The sequence below is a fragment of the Pseudarcicella hirudinis genome, assembly GCF_900115665.1.
Lineage (GTDB): Bacteria > Bacteroidota > Bacteroidia > Cytophagales > Spirosomataceae > Pseudarcicella > Pseudarcicella hirudinis.
Window position 1 is genome coordinate 80,874 of record NZ_FOXH01000013.1, and the last position, 26,746, is coordinate 107,619.

Here is a 26,746-nt window from a genome sequence, read left to right on the forward strand (position 1 = left end):
AACAGGGAATCCGGGAGCAATGTTAAGATGGGAGAGAAGTAAGAAAAACTATAGGAAATAGCCTGAAAAGCAAAATGGGCAGATGCTGAATATGCACCTGCCCATTTCGGGAAATAAAACAATCTGAAATCAGATTATGATTTTTTAGCCTTTTTAGCAGCAGCCGGAGCCGGAGCAGCAGCCGGAGTTTTTGATACTGTAGGAGCGGCAGCCGGGGCAGCAGCAGGAGCTTCAGCACCTTTTGGTGTCACTTCACCCTTAATTGTCAATGCAATCTGAGGAGTTTCAGCGTTACTGATTACTGTAATAGTTTTATTGAATACGCCAGGACGACCTGTTGAGTTATACGAAGCAGTCACTTTTCCGGTTTTACCAGGAAGAACTGGTTCTTTAGTCCAATCCGGAGTTGTACATCCACATGATGGTTGTGCATTGGCAATTACTACAGGAGCAGTACCTGTATTCGTAAATTCGAATGTGTAAGTTGCTTGTGTACCTTCGTCAATTTTACCGAAATCATGAGATTCAGCCTTGAATTTAATTACACCCTGAGCATTACTCAATGTTGATGTTGCGAATAAAACAGCGAAGAAGAGAAAGAATTTTTTCATTTTTTTAAAGATTAATAGATTTTATTGATACCTAAGAAGAAAAAATTATATTTTTCGAATACTGATATAAGTAAATTCTTACATTTCCTTTCTCAATAACGACAAAACAAAAGTAAGATTATGAGTCATGTATGCAAAATCTTTGCCAAGCTTTAACAAATCATTAACAATCTTTTGGAACAGGCACTTTTTTGTATGATGACGATTTTATATTATTTTTACGAATAGAATATTTATTTTCCTTCAGGCTTTTTAGTAAAACATGTTTGCTAATGTACAATCCTGAAACCGGATATTCTAAATTAATGCACTAAAATATTCCTAACTTCTATTGCAAACGTGTTGGAAAACGAAATACTTACCGAAAACTCATCCATGACTGTACAACACTTCAGTCGTGAGGACGTATTGAAAGACTACCGGCTAGTTGCTCTTAGCCGGCAATGCAGTTTGCTGGTAAGAAAAGAGGTTTTTTCAGGTCGCGCCAAATTTGGAATATATGGGGATGGCAAAGAGCTTTGTCAGCTTGCTCTTGCCAATGCCATGCAGCCCGGGGATTTCATTTCGGGATATTACCGTGATCAGACTATTGTCGCAGCGGTTGGAGATATGACCTGGAGAGAGTATTTTTCTCAGTTATATGGTCATCCTGATATTACTTTCGAACCTCATACCGGGGGCAGAACGATGAACAATCATCATGCTACCAGATGGCTGGACGAAAATGGGAAATGGCTTGATCAAACCAAAATGTATAATTCGGTCGCCGGAGTTTCTTCTACGGCCGGACAAATGCCAAGAGCTGTAGGGATCGCCTATGCTTCTAAACTATATCGTTCCATTCCCGAATTAAAGGATATTTCTCAGAATTTTACCAGAAACGGTAACGAGGTATGCTTTGCCACTATCGGAGATGCTTCTACTTCAGAAGGAATGTTCCTTGAATGTATTAATGCTGCGGGGGTGTTGCAAATTCCTTTGGTAATGTCTGTTTGGGATGATGGATACGGTATTTCCGTTCCTTCTCAATATCAGACTACAAAATCTTCTATCTCAAAAGCTTTGGCAGGTTATCAGACTAATGAAGACGGAGCAGGATTGGAGATTTTTACAGTAAAAGCCTGGGATTATGCGGGTTTGATTGAAACGTATCAGAAAGCGGCTCATTTAGCCAGAGAATTTCATATTCCTTCCTTAATCCATGTGGAGGAAGTTACTCAGCAACAGGGACATTCTGCCTCAGGCTCGCATGAACGTTATAAATCTCCGGAAAGATTACAGTTTGAGATTGATCTTGATTGCAATCTGAAATTCAGAGAATGGATTCTGGAAAATGATTTTGCCACTGAAGAAGAACTGAAAGCAATTGATGAAGAATCAGCAAAAACTGCCCGAAGTTGTCAGAAAGAAGCCTGGACTGCCTATACTGATTCTATTAAGCCTCAGTACCAAAATGCGCTGTCTTTAATTCAGCAGGCTATTGAGGAGAGTTCAAATGGTGAAGAAATTGCTAAAATTTATGAAAGCCTGAGTAAAGCATACTATCCGATTCATTCAGACTCGGTAAGAGCTGTGCGCAGAGTGCTTCATGCCATGCGTTTTGACAGTGTGCCTTCAAAGAAAGCCTTGCAGGTATGGGTCAAAGAAGCTGTAGATTCAAATTTTAAGCGTTTTACTACTCATCAGTATAGTGTGTCGGATGAATCGCCTTTGAAAGTGGAGGCCGTAGAACCTATCTATACCGAAGATTCTGCTTCGTTGGATGGCAGAGAGATTCTGAACCGGAATTTTGATCATCTTTTATCTAATGATCCGCGTATTTTTATTCTCGGAGAAGATGTAGGGAAAATAGGTGACGTAAACCAGACTCTGTCAGGCTTGCAGGATAAATTCGGAGAAGAGAGAGTCACAGATACCGGAATCAGGGAGATGACCATCGTTGGTCAGGGAATAGGTGCTGCGATGCGTGGCCTGCGTCCGATTATTGAAATACAGTACTTAGATTATATTTTTTATCCGTTTGCAACACTTGCTGATGATCTGGCATGTTTGCACTACAGAACAGTAGGCGGACAAAAAGCTCCACTCGTTATTCGTACCAGAGGACACCGCTTGGAAGGTATCTGGCATTCTGGATCTCCAATGGCTGTATTACTGAATGGTTTGAGAGGAATACATTTATGCGTACCCCGTAATATGACGCAGGCTGCCGGAATGTACAATACCTTATTGAATTCTGATGACCCTGCCATTGTTATCGAATGTTTGAACGGTTATCGTTTGAAAGAAAGATTACCTGATAACCTGTATGATACAAGAGTTCCGTTAGGTGTTCCGGAAGTAATTAAAGAAGGAACTGATGTAACAATAGTTACTTACGGCTCTATGTGCAGAATTGTAATGGAAGCTGCCGTTCAGTTGGAGAATATAGGTATTTCTGTAGAAGTTATTGATATTCAGACCTTATTGCCTTTCGATATTTCACATAAAATTGTTGAATCAATCAGGAAAACCAATCGGGTTATTTTTGCAGATGAAGATATGCCTGGTGGTGCTTCAGCATATATGATGCAGGAAGTACTTGATAATCAGAATGCATATCGCTGGCTGGATTCAAAACCTGTATGTATTGCAGCGCAGCCACATCGTCCTGCATATAGCTCTGACGGAGATTATTTCTCAAAACCTAATGTTGAGAATGTTTTTGATGCGGCTTATGCAATCATGCACGAAGTAAACCCTGAACTTTTTCCGGAAATTTACTAAAATAGAAATACGTTGTAAACCAGTCCTTTGACTTTCATATCATAGTTCTGGTTTACAGCGATTTACTTTTGAAAAATAAGACTGCTTAAAATATAGAATTTATGGATTTAATGTAATGGTTACAATAATCAGTTGTATCTGAGCAGAAGAAATTTGTTGTGTACAGATACAATATCCATTCATTTGGTTTTATAGTTGTCCGTTCTGATTTTGAAACTTACTTTTGTAAAAAATCTGAATTAAGGCCTTGTCGAAAAAAGGAGCAAATAATACATATTTCGGAAATATTAAGGAAGCCGTAAAATCTTCGCTGAAAGGTTTGTCATTGTCTTTCAGACACCTGAAAGATGCCAGACAGAGCAGAAAGCCAATCTTTGTGGATGATCCTTCTTATTTCAATCAGGATACCGGGATTGTTACGCTGGAATATCCGAGGGATAGAATTCCTGTGCCTGATCATGGAAGATATCAATTGCATAATGAAATGGATGATTGTATCGTCTGTGATAAATGTGCAAAAATCTGTCCGGTAGATTGCATTGAAATTGAGCCGATTAAAGCAACCGGAGTCGCCGGTTATGCTTCTGATGGGTCACCGATCCGTTTGTATGCCGCTAAATTTGACATAGATATGTCGAAATGTTGTTTTTGCGGGCTTTGTACAACAGTTTGTCCTACAGAATGTTTGACAATGACCAGCGAATACGATTTCTCGGTGTTGGATGTCAAAGATCACCTTTTTAAGTTCGGTAACTTAACAGAGGAACAGGCTCAGGAGAAAAAAGATTTATATGAGCAATTTGTGGCAGAAAAAGAGGCCATGAAAGGATTGAAGACGAAGCCTGCTGTTCCTGCTGAGAAAGAAGAAGAAAAGGTTGTTGTTGCCAAACCTGCATTTAAACCATCGTTTAAGCCTAAAGTTCAACCAGTTGAAGAAAAACCAGAGAGTGAAGATACAACTCCTTCAACATCTGAAGAGCCGGCAAAAGCTCCTGCCAGACCAGCTTTTAAACCAAAGTTTAAACAGACCGGAGGAGATGCTTCAGAAGAAAAAGCAGCTGATTCCTCAGATGAAATTAAAGCTGAAACAATAAATACCAATACAAAACCTGCCTTCAGGCCAAAATTCAAAAAGCCAGAAACTGAGTCAGCAGCAGAGGAAGCTTTGGAAATTCCTGAGGAAATTAAGTCGGAAGAAGTAGTTACTCGCCCTAAACCGGTTTTTAAGCCAAAATTCAAAAAGCCTGAAACCGAGTCAGCAGCGGAGGAGGCTGTGGAAACTCCAGAGGGAATTAAGTCGGAGGAGGTAACTGCCCGCCCTAAACCGGTTTTCAAGCCAAAATTCAAAAAGCCTGAAACTGAGTCGGCAGCGGAGGAGGCTGTGGAAACTCCAGCGGAAATTAAGTCGGAGGAGGTAACTTCCCGTCCTAAACCGGTTTTTAAGCCAAAATTCAAAAAGCCAGAAACTGATAACGAAAATTAACTTTCGGATACATAAACTAAAAACCAGATTCAATTGATCAATTTCATTTTTTTGTTTTTCTTTCTTTTGATAGCCATTTCAGCCATTGTGGTTTTGTGGAGTAGAAATGTATTGTATTCTGCATTTAGTTTATTGGTTACTTTTCTGGGGATTTCGGCTCTTTATGTAATGGCCGGAGCAGATTTTGTAGCTGTTACCCAGATCCTGATTTATGTCGGGGGTATTTTAGTCCTGTTGATTTTTGGCGTAATGCTTACCAACAAAGGGGATCGTAAAACCGATGATAAAAATGATATTTTAACAGAAAGCAGAAACAGGTTTTGGGGGATTTTAGTAGCGATGGGGTTGTTCACCCTGCTTTTCTATACATTTAGCGGTGCTGATTTTGCCGGAATTCACCGGCAAAACTTTGGAGACAATGAACAATCTTTGAGTTCTGTAAAGGGAGTAGGCGTTCAGCTTATGACAGAATTTGTTCTTCCTTTTGAAATTACCGGAATTTTATTGATGGTAGCATTGATTGGCTCGGCATATTTAGCTTCCAGCCGGAAATCAGATGATTAAAATGGTGCATATTTCCTGAAAATCTGATATTACCGGACTGTTATTTTAGAAGAAATGGAAAATAATTACTTATCATACTACTTATTGTTAAGTGCACTTCTTTTCAGCATAGGTTTGGCAATAGTCATTGTCAAGCGTAACATCATTGTGGTTTTAATGGGAATAGAGTTAATGCTGAATGCTGTAAACCTTAATCTGGTTGCTTTCAGTAAAAACGACCCCAACCTGCAAGGACAAATGTTCGCATTGTTCGTAATGGTAGTTGCTGTATGCGAAGCCGTTGTAGCTTTGGCAATTACGTTAAAAGCCTTTGAGCACTTCAAAACGGTTAATCTGGACAGAATCAACGAATTAAAAAAATAATGAATAAGACAAAAGTTGTGTCGGAGTCGCTTACGACTATGACAGAAATGATTTTCCCGAATGATACCAATACGCTTGGAAATTTAATGGGAGGGAATTTAATGAGATTGATGGATGTAGTGGGTGCAATCTGCGCTCAGAAACATTCAAACAGAATTGTAGTAACTGCTTCAGTCGATAATGTATCCTTCAAAGAATCTATTCCTCTGGGGAGTGTGGTTACTTTGAGAGCTAAAGTAACCAGAGCATTTAATTCTTCTATGGAAGTAGTGATTGATGTTTGGGCAGAAGATATTCCTGCACAGCAAAGAGTTACAACCAATAAAGCATTTTTTACATTTGTAGCGGTAGACCAGACCGGAAGACCGATTGATGTTCCTAAAGCTGTTCCGGAAACTGAAGAAGAGAAAGCCTTATTTGACGGAGCACTTCGCCGCCGTCAGTTGCGTCTGGTTTTAGCAGGAAGATTAAAGCCACAGGAAGCCACAGAATTAAAAGCCTTATTCGAAGGATTGGAATAAATACAATATTAAAATAATAGCCCGGATTGAAACATTTTCAGTCCGGGCTATTATTTTAAGTAGCTATTCCGTTGTCAAACTTATTTGATTCTGAATTTTTCCATTCCTTTTCTGTCCTGTAATGTTACAAAAATAGTTTTCTGATCAGGACTGAAAACCAGATTGCTGGAACTTTTACCCTTTAACATTACTTCACGAAGTTGTTTTCCGGCAGGAGAAAAAATGGCGATTGCACCTTTTCCCCAGCGTGCGATGTATAAATTGCCGGATTTATCACATTTCATGCCATCCATACCAAAATCAGGAAATTCAGTAAAAAGGCGTTTATTTGAGATATTTCCTTTGGCGTCTACATCGAAAGCCCATACTTTTCTTTGAATGGATTCATTTACATAAAGTGTTTTTTCATCAGTGCTCAGACAGATACCATTGGTTGTTCCCATTTGGTCTGTCAGCAAAGTTGCTTTTCCTCCTTTATCTACCCTCCAGATTTTACCGGTACTGTTTTTCCAGTTTGGATCCGAAGCGAAAATCACATCCTTCTTTGTAATACAGATATCATTTGGCTGATTAAACTCATCATTATGGCAATATTTTGTTATTTCTTTGGTTTTCATGTCCACTCTCAAAACATTATGTCCTGAGAAATCCGCAAGATACATGGCTCCTTTGCTATCGAATTGAATTGCATTGGCCGTACTACCCTGGGGAAGAGTTAAAAACAGCTCACAACTGCCATCAGGTTTAACATGGGCAATAGTGCCGTCTTTCTGATAATTCACCACATAAAGTTTACCGGATTTATCAAAATTTGGTCCTTCGATGTTGTTGGTAAATAAATTTTCAGCGGTAAAATCCTGAGCTTCGAAGAGATTCTGGGCAAAAGAACTGAAGAATGTGAAAAAGCAGATCAGGAAATGAGCTGCAAATACTCGTTTTTTCATAAAAGAGTCAGATAATAAAGTTTTGGGTAATTACTCTGTAAAATTGTAAATAAGAAGGCAGGTTCCTGCAATTAGCTGGAGGGTTAATAAAGCGTTTTGTCCTGTTTTTCCACCCAGAATTTAAAAGCTTTTTGTGCCTCCTCTCTGCCCAGAGGAATCATTTGGATTTTACGTTCCGAAATAGGTAAAGGGATTTCGTCATAAATAAAGGCATCGTCAAAACCGATCTCAGCGGCATCTTCACGGGTATTGGCATAATAAACCTTTTTCGGACGGGCCCAGTAGATAGCACCAAGGCACATCGGACAAGGTTCGCATGAGGTATATAGTTCACAGTCAGACAGTTGGAAGGTACCAAGGTTCTTGCAGGCATCTCTGATTGCAACAATCTCTGCATGAGCTGTCGGATCGTTACTGTTAAGAACGTTATTATGTCCCTGACCTACAATTTTTCCGTCTTTTACGATGACAGCCCCAAAAGGGCCGCCTTTACCTTCAGAACTGCCCTTTAGAGACAATTCAATGGCTTTTTGCATAAATTCGTGTTGATCTTTTTCCATACTATAAAGATAATAAAATTTTGAAAACAGGTTCGGTATGGGAAATGCCCCCGAAGTTGGAATTTTAGATAGATAGTATTGCTTATCGTATTAATAATATTCTGAAAGTATTGGCTTTTTCCAAATTTTTCAGGAAACAATCTCATTTGTACCAAATCTTTATAATTTTTTAAAGACTTTACAGTAATCTTTACCCAATTTTTCGTCGCTAAATCTTAACTTGCATACGAATTACCGAAAACTATCAGTTTCATTACTTTTTGAGTGCTTAATTTACAAAAAGTAGTGGTAATAGTTGTAACGAAAAATACTGTAACCAAGATGTCCTATCAAAGAAAGACTAAGATTGTAGCCACTGTCGGACCTGCTTCCGATTCGAAAGAAATGCTCACAAAATTGGCTCAAGCAGGAGTAAATGTTTTCCGATTAAATTTCTCACACGGTACTCACGAAGACCACCTTGCGCGTCTGAATACAATTCGTGAACTCAGTGATGAATTAGGACTTAATCTTACTGTCCTGCAAGACCTTCAGGGCCCTAAAATCCGTACTCAGTTAGTTGAAAATAATGGTGTAGAATTAAAACCAGGAAATCAATTGATTTTTGCAATGGATGAAAATCTGTTGGGAACATCAGAAAAAGTCGGAACCACCTATACTTCAATGTATCTTGATGTTAATCCTGGAGAAAGAATTCTGATGGATGACGGTAACCTGGAAGTAAAAGTTCTTGCCGTTGATAAAGTGAAGAAAGAAGTAATTACCGAAGTGATTTACGGAGGTATTCTGAAGTCAAAAAAAGGAATCAATCTTCCGGGAACCAAGGTTTCATTGCCTTGTCTTACCGAAAAAGATGAAAAAGATTTGTATTTCGGCCTTGATCATGGTGTAGACTGGGTAGCACTTTCTTTTGTAAGAAAAGCTGATGATATTCATGATATCAAGCAGAAAATTGCTGCTTATGGTAAAAACACCAAAGTAATTGCCAAAATTGAAAAGCCTGAGGCAATTGATAACCTTGATGCTATCATTGAAGCAACAGACGCAATTATGGTTGCCCGTGGAGACCTTGGTGTGGAAATGGATAGTGCCGTGGTACCTCATTTACAAAAAGTAATGATTGAGAAGTGTACGAAAGCAGGAAAGCCTGTGATTGTTGCTACTCAAATGCTTGAGTCAATGATTACCAACCCGGTTCCAACCCGTGCTGAGACTTCAGATGTTGCGAATGCTGTACTTCAGGGAGCTTCTGCTACAATGTTGAGCGGGGAATCTGCTTCAGGAGCTTATCCGATCAAAGCGGTTGAAACAATGGCGCACATCCATGAGATTGTAGAAGAGCAGCAGAATGAGATTGAAATCATCAAAGGAGATGAGGCAGCAATTTATTTTAAGAACCACTCATTAGCGAACAGTGATTCTAAATTCCCTTTGAATGACAGAATGATTGCCGGAGCATGTCGTTTGGCCCGTGATACCAAAGCTAAAGCAATTTTGTGTATTACAAACAGTGGTTATACTGCATTCCGTTTATCAGCACACCGTCCGAAAGCTAATCTGTACATCTTTACTTCTAATAAAAGCATGATGAGTACAATGGGATTACTTTGGGGAGCGAAAGTGTTTTATTTCGACCAGCATTCAGGTAATGTAGAAGCAACTGTTACAGCAATGACAGAGTTCCTGAAAGAAAAAGATTTGTTAAAGAAAGATGATGTTTTTGTAGCAACATTAAGTGTTCCGGCGGATAAAGGTTTAAAAACCAACACCGTTCAGTTAGGTACCGTTTTATAAAAACAGAAAAGCATATAAAAGAATCCGTGTTTTCGTTTCGTAAAACACGGATTCTTTGTTTTTATACCTTCAGAAACGAGTGTTTATACCTCTGTTAATTTGCGTAGTGAATTTTCAGTAATTTTTGAAAATTCAAGAAATTTATATATATTTGTATCAAATAGCTCAACTGCCCAAAGTACTGAAATATATAAAAATCTGAATATATGACGCTTGAAGAAGCTAAACAACACCTTGTCCAGGCATGGGGGACATTAGGTTCGAGCTGGGGAGTCAGCCGAACGATGGCTCAGGTACACGCCTTGTTGCTGGTATCACCGGAACCTATGAGTACGGAAGAAATCATGGAAGCCCTTCAAATATCCAGAGGCAATGTGAATATGAATGTGCGGGATCTGATGGATTGGGGAATTGTCAGAAAAATATTGAAGACAGGAGAGCGGAAGGAATATTTTGAGGCAGAAAAGGATATCTGGAAAGTAGCCATGCAAGTGGCAAAAGAACGTAAAAAGAGAGAATTAGAACCTATTTTAAGAGTTTTGGAAGAAATATCAACCATTGAAGCGGATATTACTGATCCAAAAGTTAAACAGTTCGCTGAAACGGTGGATAATCTTAAGAAATTTGCCGGAAACGCAGATCAGTCTTTAAATGCCATTATCAAAGCAGAAGAGAGCTGGTTTTGGGGAGGATTCCTTAAAATGTTTAAATAAGTTGCTTGTACTGAACAAAAAATCTGTCAGGTATATGCGAATAATATATGAAGAGTCGCCTTCCGGTGGCTTTTATTTTGTTGCTATATTTTCAATATTTATTGAAAATATAAAATTTTTAAATGGATGCGAGATGAAATAAATAGTATAATTCGGCTAAAAAATAATATGAATTTTTGTGAAAATTCCCGGTGGAGGGGCAAAATACGGATTTATAAGCCTTTAATTTCATCTGAATTGCTCATGATTTCAGCACTTAGGTAAAATGCGGCAAAACACCTTTTAAAAGAATAATTTGATGGTATTTTTGGCATAATATTGATTAATTATTAGCACCGGAATACATGTCAAAAACCAAGCTCTATTGGGCTCTCCAATTAGTGGGTTGGGGATGTTATTTATTTTTTATACTATCTGCAGCAATTTGTTTTAACATAGTTGTTTCTCATGCCATTTTGGTTGGGATGATAAATGTATTGATCTGTCTGACAGGGACACATTTATATCGTAAACTGCTAAAAAGAAATAACTCAGATGATACCTTCAGTAAAAAACATATTATTCTGTTTGCACTGGCAGGAAGTATCAGTATTGCATTCGTTCTATGTTCTGTAAATGCTTATCTCTTTGCGTTAAACCTTACCATTGCACCTGAAAGAATGCCTTTGACGCAATATTTGATTTTCCAGTTTTTAGATTGTTACCGCTTTTTAATTCCCTGGTTCATTTTTTATCATGGCATTAAGTTTACTCAACAAAAAATTGAAAATGTAAATATCAGAGCAGAATCTGATCTGCTTTTGAAAACGTCAGAGCTCCAGAATTTAAAAAATCAGCTGAATCCTCATTTTCTCTTTAATTCTCTCAACAGCATCAAGGCGCTTACTCTTTTTGACCCGATACAGGCAAGGGAAGCTACAGACAGGCTTTCTCAATTACTGCGGATGTCGCTGGATTGCAAGGATTTACAGGTTATTTCCTTACAAGAGGAGTTAGCCCTTGTAAAAGAATACCTGGCACTTGAAAAAATCAGATTTGACAGGCGTTTGCTGTATGATTTTGAAATCGATAATATTCCCGGGGAAATCAATATTCTTCCCATGTCTTTACACCTACTCACTGAGAATGCCATTAAGCATGGTATCAGCAAGTTGAAAAGTGGTGGAAAAGTGACTGTTTTTGCCAGAAAAGAAAGACATAATATTGTTTTTGGTGTAAGAAATCCCGGGTTGTATCAGGTTGGTTGTAATGAAGGGCTTTACAATGGAGGAGGGTTGAAAACGCTTGAAAAACGGATCTCTCTCAATTATGGTGTAAATGGTCTTCTGGAAATTTATAACCTGGATGACTTTGTTATTGCTCAGATAACTCTTCCTCTTCAAACCTGTCAAAACTAATCCTCCGCTCTCTGTAAATTAACAGTCTTTCCGCCACAAGGTCTGGCAGCTTGTCTTCTTCCGTTTCCCGATTTTCTTACGAGATTATATATGAATAGGCCGCTTAAGACTGCCAAATTTGGTCAAAAGATGAAATTTGTAGTTAAAAAGCGTTATTCGGAGTCTGAATGTAAAAATTTGGCAAGAAGATTGTTGTGGATGTACACAAAATAATTATATTTATTAAAAGAATTGATTCATTATCCGCAAGGAAGTCATTATTTGAAATTCCGGCTTTCCATCCTGAATTTTACAGCCCCGGGATTCCCGGGCGGATTGTTTCAGTAAATTAAACAGGTGTTATTTCAAATTATGATAAGGACGGTCAATCCTTAACCCAAATAGTGTTAGATAAATTTAGTTTTTTTAATAACTGTTCTATATTTGTATTATCTTAATGCAGTTGCTTATAATTAGGATAAAATAAGCCAAGATATCCGAAATATTTGGTTTAGTTTACAGAAATTTAACTTCATTAGGTATCAATGCGCCTATAGAAAAGTCAAATCGGTGACCGCCATTATCTAAAGTTATTTATTAAAAAGACATGAGTAAGAAAATTAAAACCATCTTAATTGACGATGAGCGATTAGCCCGTCAAGAGTTGAAGTATCTACTTCAGGAATTTCCGGATGTTCAGGTAATAGATGAAGCCGAAAACGTAGATGATGCCCTGGAAAAAATTCACAGACTTCAGCCTGATTTAATTTTTCTGGATATAGAAATGCCGGAAAAGAATGGCTTTGATTTGCTGGAAGAATTGGAGTATCTGCCAAAGGTGGTTTTCGTAACAGCTTATAACCAGTACGCCATTCAGGCGTTTGAGTCAGAAGCACTGGATTATGTACTTAAACCTACAAAATCGGAAAGACTGGCTAAAACATTGGATAAAGTTCGCTCAGAAATTCATCAGGAAAAGTTGAGCAACCTGATGTCCGATTCAAAAATTACTCCTGAAAAACGTATTTTTCTGAAAGATGGAGAGAAGTGCTATTTCGTAAGACTTTCAGAGGTTTACATGATTGAATCCGTAGGTAATTACTGCCGTTTCCATTTCGGGACGAATAAGCCAATGATTCACCGTTCTCTGAATAAAATTCAGGAACGCCTTGATCCGACTATATTTTTCAGAGCAAATCGCCAGCAGATTATTAATACCGAGTATATCATGGATATTGACTCTTATTACAAAGGCGGTATGAAAGTAATTTTAAATAATGGAATAGAGCTGGAAATCTCAACAAGGAACTCAGTAGCCTTTAAGGATATGATGGGTATTTAGTCAGAATTTCTAATTTTTGGTCCCGAAAATTCTGTTTCCTGATTGTTGAAGATAAATATTTAACCATAAAAGAATTCCTTAACGGCTTGTCGGTTTCAATCGGCAAGCCGTTTTTATTTTGGCATTATGTCCGAAAAACATTTCTTTTTCTCGTTGAATTTTATTGTTTTTTCAAATTCCCGATAAGTAATTAACTTTGTTACCATGCGTAAGTTATTCACTACTCTCTATACTGCCTGGGCGGCATTTTGGCTTGTCTTTCTGTTTTTATTATTGTTTCCTTTTTTTTGGTTGTTTCTGCAACGGGAAGAATGGAAACCAAAGGCTCATTATTTGAACAGATTATGGGGAAAACTGTATTTTCCGATTATATTCATTCCTGTTCAGATAGAATATGAAGAAGAACCGGCAACAGATAAGGCATATGTATTTTGCGCCAATCATTTTTCCTATATGGATATTGCCGCAATGGGTTTGATTTTGAAGAATTATTATGCTTTTGTAGGAAAAAGCGTTATAAAGAAAGTGCCTCTTTTCGGCTATATGTTTGCCAGATTGCATATTCAGGTGGACAGAGATGACAAAAGCAGCAGAGTGAAATCTCTTTCAAGGTCTATCAGAGCCCTTCAGAGCGGGAGAAGTATTGTTATTTTTCCGGAAGGAGGGATCAAATCAAAAAAATTCCCCAAAATGCACAAACCTTTTAAAGATGGTGCATTTGCCATGGCTGTTCAGCAACAGGTTCCGATTGTTCCGATTACTTTTCTGAATAATTACAAAATTATGGAAGATTCCAAAATGAGAGTTCATCCCATGACGCTCCGGGCTATTGTCCATAAACCAATTGACACAACCGGAATGAGTCAGGAGGATATAGATTCCTTAAAAGAACAAACTTTTGCCGTGATTCAGGGAGCCCTCGATAAGTTTCATAGTAAATAAGAGCCGATATTCATAAAAAAAGTCCATTCACTAAGTTTTTCTTTAATTTGCTGCCTGTCTTCTTAATTTTGAGGAACCAAGTAATCATAAAATATATCAACAATTAAATTTAACTGAGAAAATGACTTCACACGAAATTGATTATCGCATTCTGGGAGAAGATATCCAGATCGTCGAAATAGAACTTGATCCGAATGAAACTGTTATTGCAGAAGCCGGAGCGATGGTTTATATGGAAGACGGGATTATGTTCGAAACAAAAATGGGGGACGGCTCTCAGGCGGATAATGGATTGCTAGGCAAAATATTTCAGGCAGGTTCCCGTTTATTAACAGGCGAGTCTTTGTTTATGACCCACTTTACCAACCGTGGATATGGTAAAAGAAAAGTAGCATTTGCTGCTCCTCATCCGGGTACAATTATCCCTATTAATTTGTCCTCAATGCCGGGGAATACGTTGATTGCTCAAAAAGACAGCTTTTTATGCGCGGCTTTGGGAACAAAGGTTTCAATTACTTTTAACCAGAAAATAGGATCGGGCTTTTTCGGTGGAGAAGGTTTTATTCTTGAAAAATTACAGGGAGACGGTCTGGCGTTTGTTCATGCAGGAGGAACGATTGTAGAAAAGCAGCTCAATAATGAAACCTTGAGAATAGACACCGGCTGCATTGTAGCTTTTGAACCAACATTGAGTTATGATATTCAGAGAGCAGGAAATCTGAAATCTATGATTTTTGGAGGAGAAGGTATTTTCCTGGCTACCATGAGAGGAACCGGGAGAGTCTGGATTCAGTCTATGCCATTGTCTAAACTGATCAGAACATTGTCTCCGGCCGGAGGAAATACTCATAAAGAAGGCGGCTCTGTATTGGGCGGAATTGCCAATATTTTTGAAGACTAAATCTTTTTTCTTTTCAGGGTAGGAAAGAAATAAATTGAAATAAATGAATACTAATCAGTCAGATTTGTTAAAAAATATTTCAGGCAAGTGGTCAGTAATAACACTGGCCACTTGTTGTTTTATTTTTTTATGTGTGTCTTGTGGAAAAAAACAGGATAATTCAGGCTTTGCTCCCAAACCTAAAGGATATAACCGGATTGATCTGCCTGTAGCAGAATATCAGACTTTGATGGAAAACCATCCTTTTGTTTTTGAATATTCAAGATATGCTGTTATTAAACCCGATACTGTAAAATGGGCTGAACCGCATTGGCTTTATGTATATTATCCTGCATATCAGGCGATGATTCAGCTTACCTACAAACCTTTAAACGGAGATAAGCAAAAGCTGGCAAAATTAATTGCTGACGCTCATAAACTGGCAGCTAAACACAGTGTTAAAGCATACTCAATTCAGGAATTTCTTGTAAAAACCCCTTCCGGGAAATATGTGGACATGATGGAACTTGAAGGGGAAGTGCCAAGTCAGTTACAATTCTATACAACTGACAGTACAACACATTATCTGCGTGGAGCTTTGTATTTTAAAACAGCATTGCATAACGACTCCCTTGCTCCGGTCATTAATTATATGAAAAGAGACATTAATCATATGCTGAATACGCTGCAATGGAAAAAATAGAAGTTCTCTAACCGCAGTCTACGTCCGGAATAATACTTGCTCCTTTAAACTCTTTCATTAGTAAAACATCCTGTATCTGCTCTGATAAAAATGCTTTGACGCCCTTGAGTCCGATCGTTTTCTCCAGTTTAATCATTACTTCGAAAATAAACTGGTTTCGCACTCTTTCCACCAAAGGTGCTTCCGGTCCTAAAACCCTTGGAGCGCCCAGTTTTTCTCTGAGTTTTAATGCAAGTAATGAAGCTGCATTGTGTGCAATTTCCTGCTCAAAATGTTTGACGGTCAGTTTGATAAGCCGGCTGAACGGAGGATACATAAAAGCCTCTCTTTCGCTGATTTCCTCCCGATACAGATTTTCATAGTCATTGTGAATAATCTGGTGCAGAATAGGCTGATTAGGGTTATTGGTCTGGATGATTACTTTTCCTCTCGTATCTCTTCTTCCTGCACGCCCTGCAACCTGTGTAATCATTTGAAAAGCACGTTCTGAAGCTCTGAAATCAGGAAAATGAATCATTTTATCTGCGTCAAAAATACCTACCAGGCTAACACCTTCAAAATCCAGTCCTTTTGTAACCATTTGTGTGCCAACCAGAATATCAATGGCTCCTTTTTCTACTTCTCCGATCAGCGTTTGAAAAGCAGTTTTTGAACGGGTTGTGTCCAGATCCATCCGGCCGACTTTAGCCTCCGGAAAGATTTGCTGTAATTCCTCTTCTATTTTCTCTGTGCCATATCCCATGGTTTTGAGTTTATGGCTTCCACAGGCTGCGCAGGTACGCGGAAGAGGTTCCCTATGCCCGCAATAATGACATCTGAGTTCCTGCCCGTTATAATGGTAAGTCAGACTTACATCACACTGGTGACAGGTACTGATCCAGTCACAGTCTTCACATTGCAGATAAGGAGAATAACCTCTTCTGTTCTGAAAAAGGATAGATTGTTCCTTTTTTTCTAAATTAAGTTTCAGTTGTTCAAGTAGTAAACCGGAAAAACCACCTTTGATAAGCCTGTGTTTCCGGGCATATTTAATGTCAACCAATTCAATTTCAGGAAGCTGTGCATTTCCGAAGCGTTCTTTTAAAGTTACTAAGCCAAATCTTCCCTGATTAGCATGAAAATAACTTTCAATAGAAGGAGTTGCCGAACCCAGCAATACTTTTGCTGATTGTTTTTGTGCAATAACCAATGCTACATCTTTGGCATGATAGCGTGGAGCAGGATCGTATTGTTTGTAAGAAGTCTCATGTTCTTCGTCTACAATGATTAATCCCAGGTTATTGAACGGGAGAAAAACAGAAGAGCGAACACCGATTATAAACTGATATTTTCCTGAAATAATATTTTTCCAGACTTCAACTCTTTCGTTATCAGAAAATTTGGAGTGATAAACTCCTAATTTATCCCCGAATATTTTTTGCAGCCTTACTACAATCTGAGTAGTCAGGGCGATTTCCGGAAGCAGATACAAAACCTGGGAGCCACTTTCCAGTGCCAGCTCAATGAGTTTAATATATATTTCGGTTTTACCGCTTCCGGTAATACCATGAAACAATACAGTATCTTTTTGCTGAAATTGCTGAAGAATCTCGTCAAAAGCTTTTTGCTGAGGCCCAGAAAGCTGAATCGAGGCGGCTTCCTGTGTAGGTTCCAGGTCAGCAAAACGACTGATTATCACCTCAAAATATTCAAAAACGCCATTTTTTACCAAAGTTCCCAGTGAACCCTCAGAAATCCCGGCTTTCATAAGAGTACTTTTTTCAAGTCCTTTCCGGTTGAGTTCCGGTGTTCTCAATGCAGGAACATATCGGAGATATTGTAATAAAACCTCTAATTGCTTAGGCGTTTTTTCCAATTCACCAATCAGGGCTGTAAGGTTACCTGTTTCTTCATAAAATGAATTCAGGCGAACTTTCCGGACAATTTTAGGGGAATATTTTTCTTTAACTTCTTCGAAGACAATGATTGCTCTTTTACCGACTAAAGATTTGATCAGATGATATACATTCTTTACTTCAGCAAATCTTGCCAGTTCGTCATAACTTAAGGATGAATGTTTTTTCAGTTCTTCAATGATCTCTTTTTCCCGTTCGGTCAATAATTCAGGATATTCAAATTCAGGATTTAGCTGAACTTTAGACTGGCTAGTGATTTTTAAACCGGAAGGTAAAGCCACATTCATTACTTCTCCTGCACAGCACATATAATATTCTGCAATCCAATGAAACAGATCAATTTGCTGAGTGGTGACCAGAGGCACGTCATCCAGAATTTCCAGTATATATTTTGCCTGATATTCTTTAGGAGGAGAATTATGAACTTTTGCCACAACAGCTGTAACGACCTTTGTCTTTCCGAACTGCACAATCACCCGGACACCAGCTGTAACAATTCCGGCAAACTCCCTTGGCACCCTGTAAGTAAATAGCCTGGGTACCGGAACCGGCAAAATTACATCTGCAAATTGAGTGACTTCCTCCTGATAATTTTCTTCAAATAGCATGTTGCAAGTTACTGTTTTTCGTCAAAAAGTCGGATAAAAGACCAACGAGCAAGTTTAAATCTCATAAATTTGAAATAGAAATACGTTAAAAATTAATATTTTGAAAATAATCGCTGTCTTTCTGGTCACAACAATCATAAGTTTTCTGGGATCAATTCACCCCGGGCCATTAAATATGTGCGTAATCCAGTCAACATTACAGCGAAATCTGAAAACCGGGATTTTAATAACAATCGGAGGGGTTTTACCTGAAATAATCTATGGCTGGCTGGCATTGAGAGGTGTAGATTTTTTTGAGAAAAACGAAGTTGTTTTCAACTATCTGCAATGGCTGATTGTTCCGGTACTCTTGGTAATGGGTTTGAGTGCTTTAGTCAAAAAGAACGGGAAAAGCACGGATTTTAACCAAAAGGATGAAGCTGTTTCGGTATTGAAAGGTTTTAGTTTGTCTATGTTGAATCCTCAGCTGCTGCCTTTCTGGGTGCTGGTGCTGCTGGGGTATTCTAATTATGAGCATTTGCATATTACAGACTGGACGCATGAATTGTCATTTGTACTCGCAGCAAGTATGGGAGCCTGTTTACTCAATCTGGCTTATGCTTTATATGCTGATTTAAAAAGAGATTTTGTTTTTAAATATTTGAATTACAGAAGTTTTGACAGAGTGATAGGTTTGGCTTTTATCGTTATGGCCTTTTTTCAACTTCTTAAAAATCTGGAGTTTTTTTAGCAGAAAGCCCAATTTTCCAATCAATTTATCCTTTATGAAATCGATCAGATTACCGTTATTTCTCATTAAAATTCTTAACTATGAATATTGGACATGGTGGTTTTTCTACCTGCCTTTATTGCCTTACTGGCTGTATCAGGCTTTCAGAACACGTTCGCTGACTTTTTTTACCAATGCGGATCCTTGTATTGATTATGGTGGTTTTTTCGGAGAAAGTAAGATTGATATCCTTGATAAAATTCCAAAGGAGTTTCTGCCGGTTACAATTTTTATCAGACAGGGAACAGAACCTGAAAAGATCCTCTCAGGAATAAAGGAAGCAGGTCTGGACTTCCCGGTAATCTGTAAACCCAATATCGGAGAAAGAGGATTTCAGGTTGAGAAAATAATGACCCGGGAGGCACTTGAAAATTATGTAAGAACTTTGAACGCAGACCTGATTATTCAGGAATTTATTGATTTTGATATAGAATTGGGCGTATTATATTATCGTTTTCCTGAGGAAAGTAAAGGGAAAGTAAGCTCAGTAACCCGCAAGAAATTCCTATCGGTAAAAGGGGATGGCAATTCAACGATAGAAGAACTGATGGAGCGAAGTACCAGAGCCAGGTTTCAGCTTGATTCCATGAGAACCCGTATGCGTGAGCACATCAAATCGGTAATTCCGGTAAATCAGGAAGTTCTGCTGGAACCAATAGGGAATCATTGCAGAGGCACGATGTTTCTGGATAATAATTTTCTGATCAATGAGCGATTGCATGAAGTTTTTAACAAGGTTTCAAACCCGATTGAAGGTTTTCATTACGGGAGATTTGATATGAAAGTGAAATCTGTAGAAGATTTATATCAGGGAAAGAATATCCGGATTATGGAACTGAATGGGGTTAGTTCTGAACCCGGACATATTTATGATCCCGGATATAGTTTACTGAAAGCTTACCGGGATCTGGCATATCACTGGAAAGTAATAGCTAATATTTCAATTCAGCAAAAGAGACGAGGAATAAACCCTATCCCTGCAAAAGAAATCTGGGAAGTATTAAAAGACCATTTTTTCCGGAAATAAGAGAAATCAGATAGAGTACACTCTCCGGTTTTACGGAAAAACATCAGATAAGATCTTTATAAGTAAAAGTACTTTCCTGATTTCTTCTCACAATCTGTATGATACATTGTGTTTTTAATTCATCATTTCTATTGATTGTCAGGTCATTGTTCTTATCTCCTGTACCACCGAACTGATGAAAATTCATTACATCTTCAGGACTGAATTGTGGATTTCTGTTCAAAAATTCCTGAAACCATAGCTGCCTCTGAGTAATTATTTCATCTGAATACAACGTAACGGATGAAAACATATGACTTTCTTTGTGATCCAGTGTATTGTGAAGAGCATGTTCTCCATCCCAGACTAATTTATCAATCGACATGGCTTTATTGTCGATCACTATCAACGTGAAATTCTCAATTCCCTGAAAATCATAGGTTTCAGAAAAAGATAAAAACCCCTCGAAATTAAAGAAATCCGGAATGATTTTTCCTCTGCTTTGTTTATACGGAGGTTTATGCTGATGTTTTTTTAATGCTCCGTTTAACAGGCAAATCGTGTACTCATCTGAAAAAGCAATCCAGGTTCCGCCCGCCTGAGGATCTTTGGGAAAAGTTACGGTTTTCCCGTTTAGCACATAGCTCTGAGGAGGAATAGCTTTTGGACGTGCCATAGATTCGTCCCGGTTATTGGTTACAATATAAGAATCTCCTTCTAAGGGAAGATAGGTAAATACGCACATTATTAAAGAAAAAATGAAGGAAAAGAGGGTTAAATCTCTATCTCCTTCGTTAGATAAGTTTGTTAAAGTATGTTGTGAAATGACTGGCTATCACACACTTTGCATAGTTTTTCTGAATTGTATAGTGGAATGAGCCACTCCAAAATTCTCAGGCAGGAAGATTTCAGGAAAAGCCTGATTTACAGCTATTTTGATAATTGCCAGGTGGTGAATACTGTGTTCAATAAGATAAATCAGCTCTCTGTAAAAACTACTTTTCGATTCCACAATGCCATCATCTCCTAATTTTGAAACCAATGTCAGCGATTGATTTTCATCCTGATTCATTAAATTGTCGGAAAGCTCATCAAGTAATGAAAGTGTAAAATCCTTGTCAGATTCAATCAGATAATTTCTGTCCCGTTCGTCATAATTTACAAAACCGGATAAATAACCTTTCTGAAGACACTGATAAAATTCCACAATATGACGAACATGTTGTCCGACAGAATTATTGTGGAGTATTTCAAGTCGCTGCTGATAAGTTTCGGAACAAAGCGATTCCAGTAAACAGGCGAGCTGATTAAAAATGTCGATGTTTGATTTTTGTAGTATTGTCATAATATTTAATCAAAGTTTTTATTCCTTAATAGCATTTACAGCAATTGTAAAAGTTACATCACTACTCATTCCTAAAGTACTTCCTCCAACCGACCAATCTTTTCTGTTTATGAGAGCTGAACCCTGAAAAGAAGCTTTTTCTCCATCCTGTTTAAAAGAAAACGGGAGCTTTATATTTTTGGTAATTCCCTTCATTGTCAGGTCAAAATAACCGATGTAATTATTTCCATCCTTTTCAATATTGGTGGAGGTCATTTTCAGAACCGGATATTTACCTGCATTAAACAAATATTCTTTTTCTTTGAGATGCCTGTCTCTCAGACTGTTATCCGTAAAAACTGTATTGACATCAACACTTGCGGAAAGACTTGAATTTTTAAGGTTATTCGGATCGAATAGAAATTTGCCTGAAAATCCTTTAAAACTCCCGTCAACAGTACTTCCCAGCATTTTGATCTTAAAAGTTACTGTAGCAGTAGTAGCTTTCCAGGTTTGAGCAAAACAGGTGTTGGCCAAACCTACGAGAAATATAATACTTAAGATTCTTTTCATAACACTGAAATGTGATGGTTGGACGGGAAAATTACAGAAATGGCTCGGATTTAATCAAAATTTATAACATATGGCAACCATTGGCATCAGAATTTTACCTCTCCAGCGGTCATTATCTGTGTTGGCAACAGTTACTTTTTTATCGGTTTTGTATTCAACAAACTGAAAACTAAGTCCTGCTCTTATCCCGAATCTGTCATTTAGCCAGTATCTTCCGTATAACTCGGAATTAAGGCTTCCATAATCAGAGTCACTGATTAACAAGGCATTGAAAGAAGAAGGTGAAGCTGCTGACTTCTGTCCGTTAACAGAATTACCCAATGAATTTGCGATAAAATATCCTGATTGCTGCCCTCCGAAGGTAAAACCCAGGAGGTCAATGTTCATTCCGAATTCAAATTTTTGACTTAGTGAATATTGCAGATACAAGGTCGCATTTAGTGCATTAGTCTGGACCTTTGAAAGCTTAAAGGTATCAATATTTGCGATAATATCCTCTGAAAACAGTGCCGCCAGGCTTTCCTTTCCGGATGTAAGTTTTGCCGGAGCCGTTCTTGCTTCAAAATCAGAAGCCCAGAATGAGGTCAGCCGTGCCCCCAGTCCGATTCTGAAATGATTTGATTTCCCGATTTTCCACAACCTTGCATAGGAAAGAGCCGGGGAAAAACCTTTTCCTGCAGCAATAGATAAGTCGAGGGTATTATAGCTTTTTGATACATTCTGTGCATGACTTTGCAGTGAAAAAAATACCAGAAATGTATAAACAGATATTGAGATTAAGACTGACTTCATTTGTATTATTTTGAAAGGTTTATGGAATAAGGATTTTCAGAAACCTTGAAATTTCAGATCTGTGCATCCACAGTAAGGCAAGAGAGCAGAGCATTACGATAACTGCCATAAAAAACAGCTGGCCGCCATCGCCCATCACTTCAATGCCCAGTTTGGTGAGGTGAAAGAAAATAGCCCCAGCCATTACTCCGACTGCACCTGATGCTCCCAGCCAGGTTGTTCCCGGAAGTAAAAGGAGAACCGAACAAATCAATTCGGCTATTCCTGAACCGATTCTTCCCCAGGGTTCCATCCCGACAGTTGTAAAAATATATACACTTTCCGGAGCAGCACTGAATTTAAAAAATAAGGTTTGTAAAAGAATGAGGGCTGCAATAAGCCTTAAAACCCAGTCAGTAATTTTGAGTGTTTTCATGAGCTGAAAATGTTTATTCCTGATGATTTTATCAGAAGGATAATTTTTCTATTTGAATGTTTTGGACCAGTTTTTATCGGCATTTGTATTAAGAACTTTCTCGTTTTTATTCCAGTCATTGAGAGTATTGTTGAAAAATTTGTTGTAAAAAAGGAATAGTCTGCCATTTACAATCTTAAATGTTTCCGGATCAATCTCTACTTTTTCACCGTTACTACCCATTGCATAGGCACACCAGCCTCCGTATTGAGGTTCATATTTTTCCGGTGAATCTTTTAATAATGCAAGGTTCTCTACACTGGAAGCCATATAGGTAATTCCTTTATACTGAAAGGAATATTCTGATTTTCCTTTAACTGCCTTGTGCTTCGTAAAATAAGCAACCGGGTCATAACCTTCAATGGCAAGACCTTTTTTAGAAAGGTTAAAATGTTTTGTTCTTAAAGAAGAATCATTCTGGGCAAATGTATTTTGCAGAAGAAGTGTTAAAAACAGGACTAATAAGAGGGATTGAGTTTTCATGTATTGACTGAATTTAATTTTTTGTTTCTGATTTCGATGTAAAATTGAAAGAAAACCACAAAATGAATTGTCGGGAAGATGACGAATTATGAAATGAATTTCTAAATCCCTGAGGTTAGGTAAAAAAAGATTGGTAAACAATTGTATTGAAATAATCGGAAAATAGCTGAAAATAATAGGAAAAAGCAATGAATCAGAGATTTAAAATGAATCATTTTGACTCAGTTCTTATTGGATTTAAGATAAAGCACATTAATTTTGAAAACTGTCAAAACAGAGCTTTGCTAATTTGAAATATTTTAACTGCTGAATGATTTCGGGAGATTATGTACTGGAATTTAGTGTAATTCCTTTAAAAAAAATGTACTTTTGGGTATAACTGTATAAATTACTTTTCAGGCAGGCGGGATAGAACTGCGCTGAGAGATTAAGATTAGACAGGTCTTGAAGAAAGTTTAAATGTTCATACATTTGTATCAGAATCGGAAGTTTAGGATTTTGAAATAATTACGCATTGATTTCCGGATACCGGCCCACTTAATATATATTCGCCTATGGCAAGAATTTTAATAATTGATGATGAAAAAGCCATCCGGAGTGCTTTGAGAGATATTCTTGAGTATGAAGGGTATCAGGTGGAGGAGGCAAGTGACGGGGAACAAGGGCTTGAATCGGTAAAGCAAAATGACTATGATGTCGTGCTTTGCGATATAAAAATGCCTAAAATAGAGGGTCTGGACCTGCTTTTAAAGGCAGGAGAAATGGGTAAATCCGCTCAGTTTATTATGATCTCAGCATTTGGGAACGTCGAAAACGCAGTTGAAGCTACCAAACGCGGTGCTTTCGATTTTATCCAGAAACCACCTGATCTTAACAGATTGCTGGTTACCGTAAGAAATGCTATTGAAAAGAGAGCCCTTGTTTCTGTAACTAAAGTACTCCAGAAAAAAGTATATAAACTCAATGAAATTGTCGGGGAATCTGACTCAATCAAAAGGGTGAAAGATACCTGTGACAGAGTTGGCCCTACAGAAGCAAGGGTAATGATTACCGGCCCTAATGGTTCCGGAAAGGAAATGGTTGCCAAGAGGCTTCATGAAAAAAGCAACCGGGCACAGATGCCTTTGGTTGAAGTGAACTGCGCCGCAATTCCTTCCGAACTTATTGAGTCAGAGTTGTTTGGTCATGAAAAAGGTGCTTTTACTTCTGCCATAAAGCAAAGAATCGGTAAGTTTGAACAGGCTGACGGAGGTACATTATTTTTGGACGAAATTGGTGACATGAGTCTTTCTGCGCAGGCGAAAGTATTGAGAGCTTTGCAGGAAAGCAAAATCACCAGAGTAGGAGGAGACAAAGAAATAAAAGTAAATGTCCGGGTTTTTGCCGCAACAAATAAAGATTTAAAGTCTGAAATCTCTGAAGGACGTTTCCGGGAGGATTTGTACCACAGATTGAATGTCATTCCGATTCATGTTCCACCTTTGAGTTCCCGTCCGGATGATATTCCCTTACTGGTTGAAAAATTCCTGAATGATATTGCTGATGAATATGGTGCCTCAACTAAAACGGTGCTCGGTGATGCAATGGATTATTTGAAAACCCTTCCCTGGACTGGAAATGTCAGAGAATTAAGAAATGTTGTAGAGCGTTTGGTCATTATGTGTGGCGAAGAAATCACATTAGATGATGTTCAGATGTTTGCTTCTCCGGTTTTGTAATAAATTAATTATTTGCATAAATAAGAAAATCGGGTCTTTTATCTCCGGAAGGGATGAAAAGACCCGATTTTTATATATTGGAAGCAACCTACTTTTGTGCCTTTTTTACTTTATTTCCTGCTGTAATTGCGGCTGGTTTTTCTTTAGGTTTAGGCTTTTCTGCTTCAACGGGCTTTTCAGGTTCTTCACTTTCTTCCATTAATTTCTCAAAAGATCTCCCGCTTGCTACTTTTTTAGTCTGTGGCTTTTCTTCCGTTTTCTCTTTTTTTAAGGATTTTTCAGGAGCTTTTATCGGTTTAGGCTTTTCTTCAGGTTTAGGAATGAGTCCGGTTCCGGCTTCTTCTTTGACAATACCGGCCCCTCCCGGCATCCAGATGGAGGTCATATTGACAATTTTCCATTCTCCCTTAATAAGTTCTAAAATACGGAGTTCCTTAAAAAAATCTTTCTTCCCATCGGAAGCAATGCGGGTTTGGTCAAACGTTACCCAGAGATAAGTTGGATTCACTTTTCGGAAATTGGTGTTTTCCCGTTTAAAAGTAAAAGAAGCAGCCTTGTTTTCCTGGTAATACTTCTCCATAAATTTTGAGATATTGTCCCATCCTTCCTTTTGAAAACGGTTATTTTTCTCAATAAGTGCCCAGTAAGAAGAGGGTGTCTGACGCCACAGGTTTTTCCAGTCACTCAGTTTTCTTGCATAAAACAGCTTTGTTTCAGCAGAAATCACTTGTTTGATTTGTTCCTGATCTTCCTGACTGACAAGGTTTTGAGCCGACAAAAACGAGCAAGGTATTGTAAAGAGGAAAAAGGCAAGGAGTAGTTTTCTCATTTGGTGAGTTTTTAGATTAAAGCAATGAAGCAAGTATTTTCTGTGCTAAATTTAATAATTGCCTCTAAAAAGCAACGTCTCAATATGAGATTTATTGAAAGAAAGTTGCTGAAAATACCCTGAAATGAAAAAAGGGAGAAATAAAAACAGGAATGATGTTCCTTTTCTTATTTCGTCCCTCATTATGATATAAGCTAATAGCAAGGATGTAAATTATCGCTTGTTTCCCACAGAGTCATAAACAATTACTTTTTCCCAGAGATGAGAATAGTCTTCAATAAATTTGAGGTGAATCGGATGGGTTTGATAGATTTCTTCATCCTCAATATTATTAAAAAACAATAGCCATGAAACCGCATAGCTGCGCTCAATTACGCTACGGTTTGTGCTTGCCGGACTACCGATATGTACCATTTTGATGGTTGGTACTTTAGAAAGTTTTTCCAGGCCCTCAAGCAGTTTTGCTTTATCAGCCTGGCTTCCCGGGTTCTTCAGCCAAAAGTATACATGGTGCACAAAAATCTCATTTGGACTAAACGCAGATGCCGCAGTAGAGGTTGCCGCAGCCACTGACAGGCCAAGAGCACTTTTTTTTACAAAATTTCGTCTTGATTCGTTTTTCATAAGTTAGTTGGATTTTTACATAAATATATAGTAAATATACAGTGTTCTATACCCTTATTGGCTTCTAAAGGGCAATTTTCGGGATTATTTACCAGAATTTACAGGAAGA

The 26,746-nt window shown here is 38.1% G+C and carries 27 protein-coding genes; 15 read left to right on the forward strand and 12 right to left on the reverse strand.

Going from position 1 to position 26,746, the window contains the following annotated elements; translation table 11 throughout:
- Nucleotides 1-134 precede the first annotated feature (134 nt).
- A complete protein-coding gene (locus BM179_RS19130) occupies nt 135-611 on the reverse strand; it encodes a DUF1573 domain-containing protein (RefSeq protein WP_092018774.1) in 477 nt (158 codons plus the stop codon).
- A gap of 375 nt (nt 612-986) precedes the next feature.
- Between BM179_RS19130 and BM179_RS19135 the strand changes: the two genes are divergently transcribed.
- The 5 genes from BM179_RS19135 (at nt 987) to BM179_RS19155 (ending at nt 6,308) form a co-directional block, all read left to right on the forward strand.
- On the forward strand, nt 987-3,377 hold the full coding sequence (locus BM179_RS19135; protein WP_092018775.1) for an alpha-ketoacid dehydrogenase subunit alpha/beta: 2,391 nt from the start codon (nt 987-989) through the stop codon (nt 3,375-3,377).
- A 247-nt stretch (nt 3,378-3,624) separates the two neighbouring features.
- The gene (locus BM179_RS19140) at nt 3,625-4,860 is read left to right on the forward strand and encodes a 4Fe-4S binding protein (protein WP_092018776.1); all 1,236 of its coding nucleotides are present in this window, start codon (nt 3,625-3,627) and stop codon (nt 4,858-4,860) included.
- 33 nt (nt 4,861-4,893) lie between these two features.
- Entirely contained in the window at nt 4,894-5,424 is a 531-nt protein-coding gene (locus tag BM179_RS19145) for an NADH-quinone oxidoreductase subunit J family protein (protein ID WP_218159254.1), read from the forward strand.
- A 54-nt stretch (nt 5,425-5,478) separates the two neighbouring features.
- Nucleotides 5,479-5,787, forward strand: a complete 309-nt coding sequence (gene nuoK / locus BM179_RS19150) for an NADH-quinone oxidoreductase subunit NuoK (protein ID WP_092018778.1) — start codon at nt 5,479-5,481, stop codon at nt 5,785-5,787.
- Complete coding sequence (locus BM179_RS19155; protein WP_092018779.1) at nt 5,787-6,308, forward strand: acyl-CoA thioesterase; 522 nt, start codon at nt 5,787-5,789, stop codon at nt 6,306-6,308. Before nuoK ends, BM179_RS19155 begins: the two co-directional genes overlap by 1 nt.
- A gap of 80 nt (nt 6,309-6,388) precedes the next feature.
- On the opposite strand, the gene BM179_RS19160 is transcribed toward BM179_RS19155, so the two are convergent.
- Both BM179_RS19160 and BM179_RS19165 read right to left on the reverse strand, forming a co-directional pair.
- Nucleotides 6,389-7,252 carry an SMP-30/gluconolactonase/LRE family protein gene (locus BM179_RS19160; protein ID WP_092018780.1) on the reverse strand — a complete coding sequence of 288 codons (864 nt, stop codon included), beginning with the start codon at nt 7,250-7,252 and terminating at the stop codon, nt 6,389-6,391.
- Nucleotides 7,253-7,335: 83 nt separating this feature from the next.
- Nucleotides 7,336-7,812, reverse strand: a complete 477-nt coding sequence (locus BM179_RS19165) for a nucleoside deaminase (RefSeq protein WP_092018781.1) — start codon at nt 7,810-7,812, stop codon at nt 7,336-7,338.
- A gap of 321 nt (nt 7,813-8,133) precedes the next feature.
- Here BM179_RS19165 and pyk point away from each other — a divergent pair, with 321 nt between their 5' ends.
- From pyk to gldD, 7 genes are all read left to right on the forward strand, one after another.
- The gene (gene pyk / locus BM179_RS19170) at nt 8,134-9,606 is read left to right on the forward strand and encodes a pyruvate kinase (protein ID WP_092018782.1); all 1,473 of its coding nucleotides are present in this window, start codon (nt 8,134-8,136) and stop codon (nt 9,604-9,606) included.
- A 206-nt stretch (nt 9,607-9,812) separates the two neighbouring features.
- Nucleotides 9,813-10,319, forward strand: a complete 507-nt coding sequence (locus BM179_RS19175) for a GbsR/MarR family transcriptional regulator (RefSeq protein ID WP_092018783.1) — start codon at nt 9,813-9,815, stop codon at nt 10,317-10,319.
- A 344-nt stretch (nt 10,320-10,663) separates the two neighbouring features.
- Nucleotides 10,664-11,716 carry a sensor histidine kinase gene (locus BM179_RS19180; RefSeq protein WP_092018784.1) on the forward strand — a complete coding sequence of 351 codons (1,053 nt, stop codon included), beginning with the start codon at nt 10,664-10,666 and terminating at the stop codon, nt 11,714-11,716.
- Between the two features lie 586 nt (nt 11,717-12,302).
- Entirely contained in the window at nt 12,303-13,037 is a 735-nt protein-coding gene (locus BM179_RS19185) for a LytR/AlgR family response regulator transcription factor (protein ID WP_092018785.1), read from the forward strand.
- A gap of 204 nt (nt 13,038-13,241) precedes the next feature.
- Nucleotides 13,242-13,979 carry a lysophospholipid acyltransferase family protein gene (locus BM179_RS19190; RefSeq protein WP_092018786.1) on the forward strand — a complete coding sequence of 246 codons (738 nt, stop codon included), beginning with the start codon at nt 13,242-13,244 and terminating at the stop codon, nt 13,977-13,979.
- 121 nt (nt 13,980-14,100) lie between these two features.
- On the forward strand, nt 14,101-14,880 hold the full coding sequence (locus tag BM179_RS19195) for a TIGR00266 family protein (protein ID WP_092018787.1): 780 nt from the start codon (nt 14,101-14,103) through the stop codon (nt 14,878-14,880).
- Nucleotides 14,881-14,923: 43 nt separating this feature from the next.
- The gene (gldD, locus tag BM179_RS19200; RefSeq protein WP_092018788.1) at nt 14,924-15,562 is read left to right on the forward strand and encodes a gliding motility lipoprotein GldD; all 639 of its coding nucleotides are present in this window, start codon (nt 14,924-14,926) and stop codon (nt 15,560-15,562) included.
- A 7-nt stretch (nt 15,563-15,569) separates the two neighbouring features.
- Here the strand turns inward: gldD and priA are convergent, their stop codons facing one another.
- Entirely contained in the window at nt 15,570-18,065 is a 2,496-nt protein-coding gene (priA, locus tag BM179_RS19205; RefSeq protein WP_092018789.1) for a replication restart helicase PriA, read from the reverse strand.
- A gap of 100 nt (nt 18,066-18,165) precedes the next feature.
- On the opposite strand from priA, the gene BM179_RS19210 reads away from it, so the two are divergent.
- Together BM179_RS19210 and BM179_RS19215 are read left to right on the forward strand one after the other, a co-directional pair.
- Nucleotides 18,166-18,795: a LysE family translocator gene (locus tag BM179_RS19210; RefSeq protein WP_262503434.1), complete on the forward strand. Its 630-nt coding sequence runs from the start codon at nt 18,166-18,168 to the stop codon at nt 18,793-18,795.
- 34 nt (nt 18,796-18,829) lie between these two features.
- Nucleotides 18,830-19,861, forward strand: a complete 1,032-nt coding sequence (locus BM179_RS19215; RefSeq protein ID WP_229632987.1) for an ATP-grasp domain-containing protein — start codon at nt 18,830-18,832, stop codon at nt 19,859-19,861.
- Nucleotides 19,862-19,904: 43 nt separating this feature from the next.
- On the opposite strand, the gene BM179_RS19220 is transcribed toward BM179_RS19215, so the two are convergent.
- From BM179_RS19220 to BM179_RS19245, 6 genes are all read right to left on the reverse strand, one after another.
- On the reverse strand, nt 19,905-20,585 hold the full coding sequence (locus tag BM179_RS19220; RefSeq protein ID WP_092018791.1) for an NRDE family protein: 681 nt from the start codon (nt 20,583-20,585) through the stop codon (nt 19,905-19,907).
- A 90-nt stretch (nt 20,586-20,675) separates the two neighbouring features.
- A complete protein-coding gene (locus BM179_RS19225) occupies nt 20,676-21,185 on the reverse strand; it encodes a hypothetical protein (protein ID WP_092018792.1) in 510 nt (169 codons plus the stop codon).
- Nucleotides 21,186-21,203: 18 nt separating this feature from the next.
- Nucleotides 21,204-21,737: a YceI family protein gene (locus BM179_RS19230; RefSeq protein ID WP_092018793.1), complete on the reverse strand. Its 534-nt coding sequence runs from the start codon at nt 21,735-21,737 to the stop codon at nt 21,204-21,206.
- A gap of 54 nt (nt 21,738-21,791) precedes the next feature.
- A complete protein-coding gene (locus BM179_RS19235; protein ID WP_092018794.1) occupies nt 21,792-22,529 on the reverse strand; it encodes a hypothetical protein in 738 nt (245 codons plus the stop codon).
- A gap of 19 nt (nt 22,530-22,548) precedes the next feature.
- Nucleotides 22,549-22,944: a DoxX family protein gene (locus tag BM179_RS19240; protein WP_092018795.1), complete on the reverse strand. Its 396-nt coding sequence runs from the start codon at nt 22,942-22,944 to the stop codon at nt 22,549-22,551.
- Between the two features lie 48 nt (nt 22,945-22,992).
- On the reverse strand, nt 22,993-23,466 hold the full coding sequence (locus BM179_RS19245; protein ID WP_092018870.1) for a YHS domain-containing (seleno)protein: 474 nt from the start codon (nt 23,464-23,466) through the stop codon (nt 22,993-22,995).
- Nucleotides 23,467-24,020: 554 nt separating this feature from the next.
- Between BM179_RS19245 and BM179_RS19250 the strand changes: the two genes are divergently transcribed.
- The gene (locus BM179_RS19250; protein ID WP_092018796.1) at nt 24,021-25,184 is read left to right on the forward strand and encodes a sigma-54-dependent transcriptional regulator; all 1,164 of its coding nucleotides are present in this window, start codon (nt 24,021-24,023) and stop codon (nt 25,182-25,184) included.
- A gap of 88 nt (nt 25,185-25,272) precedes the next feature.
- Here BM179_RS19250 and BM179_RS19255 read toward each other — a convergent pair whose 3' ends face one another.
- Nucleotides 25,273-26,013 (reverse strand): energy transducer TonB, encoded by a 741-nt coding sequence (locus tag BM179_RS19255; protein WP_143095270.1) that lies wholly within the window; start codon nt 26,011-26,013, stop codon nt 25,273-25,275.
- Nucleotides 26,014-26,226: 213 nt separating this feature from the next.
- Complete coding sequence (locus tag BM179_RS19260) at nt 26,227-26,637, reverse strand: Dabb family protein (protein ID WP_092018798.1); 411 nt, start codon at nt 26,635-26,637, stop codon at nt 26,227-26,229.
- Nucleotides 26,638-26,746 lie beyond the last annotated feature (109 nt).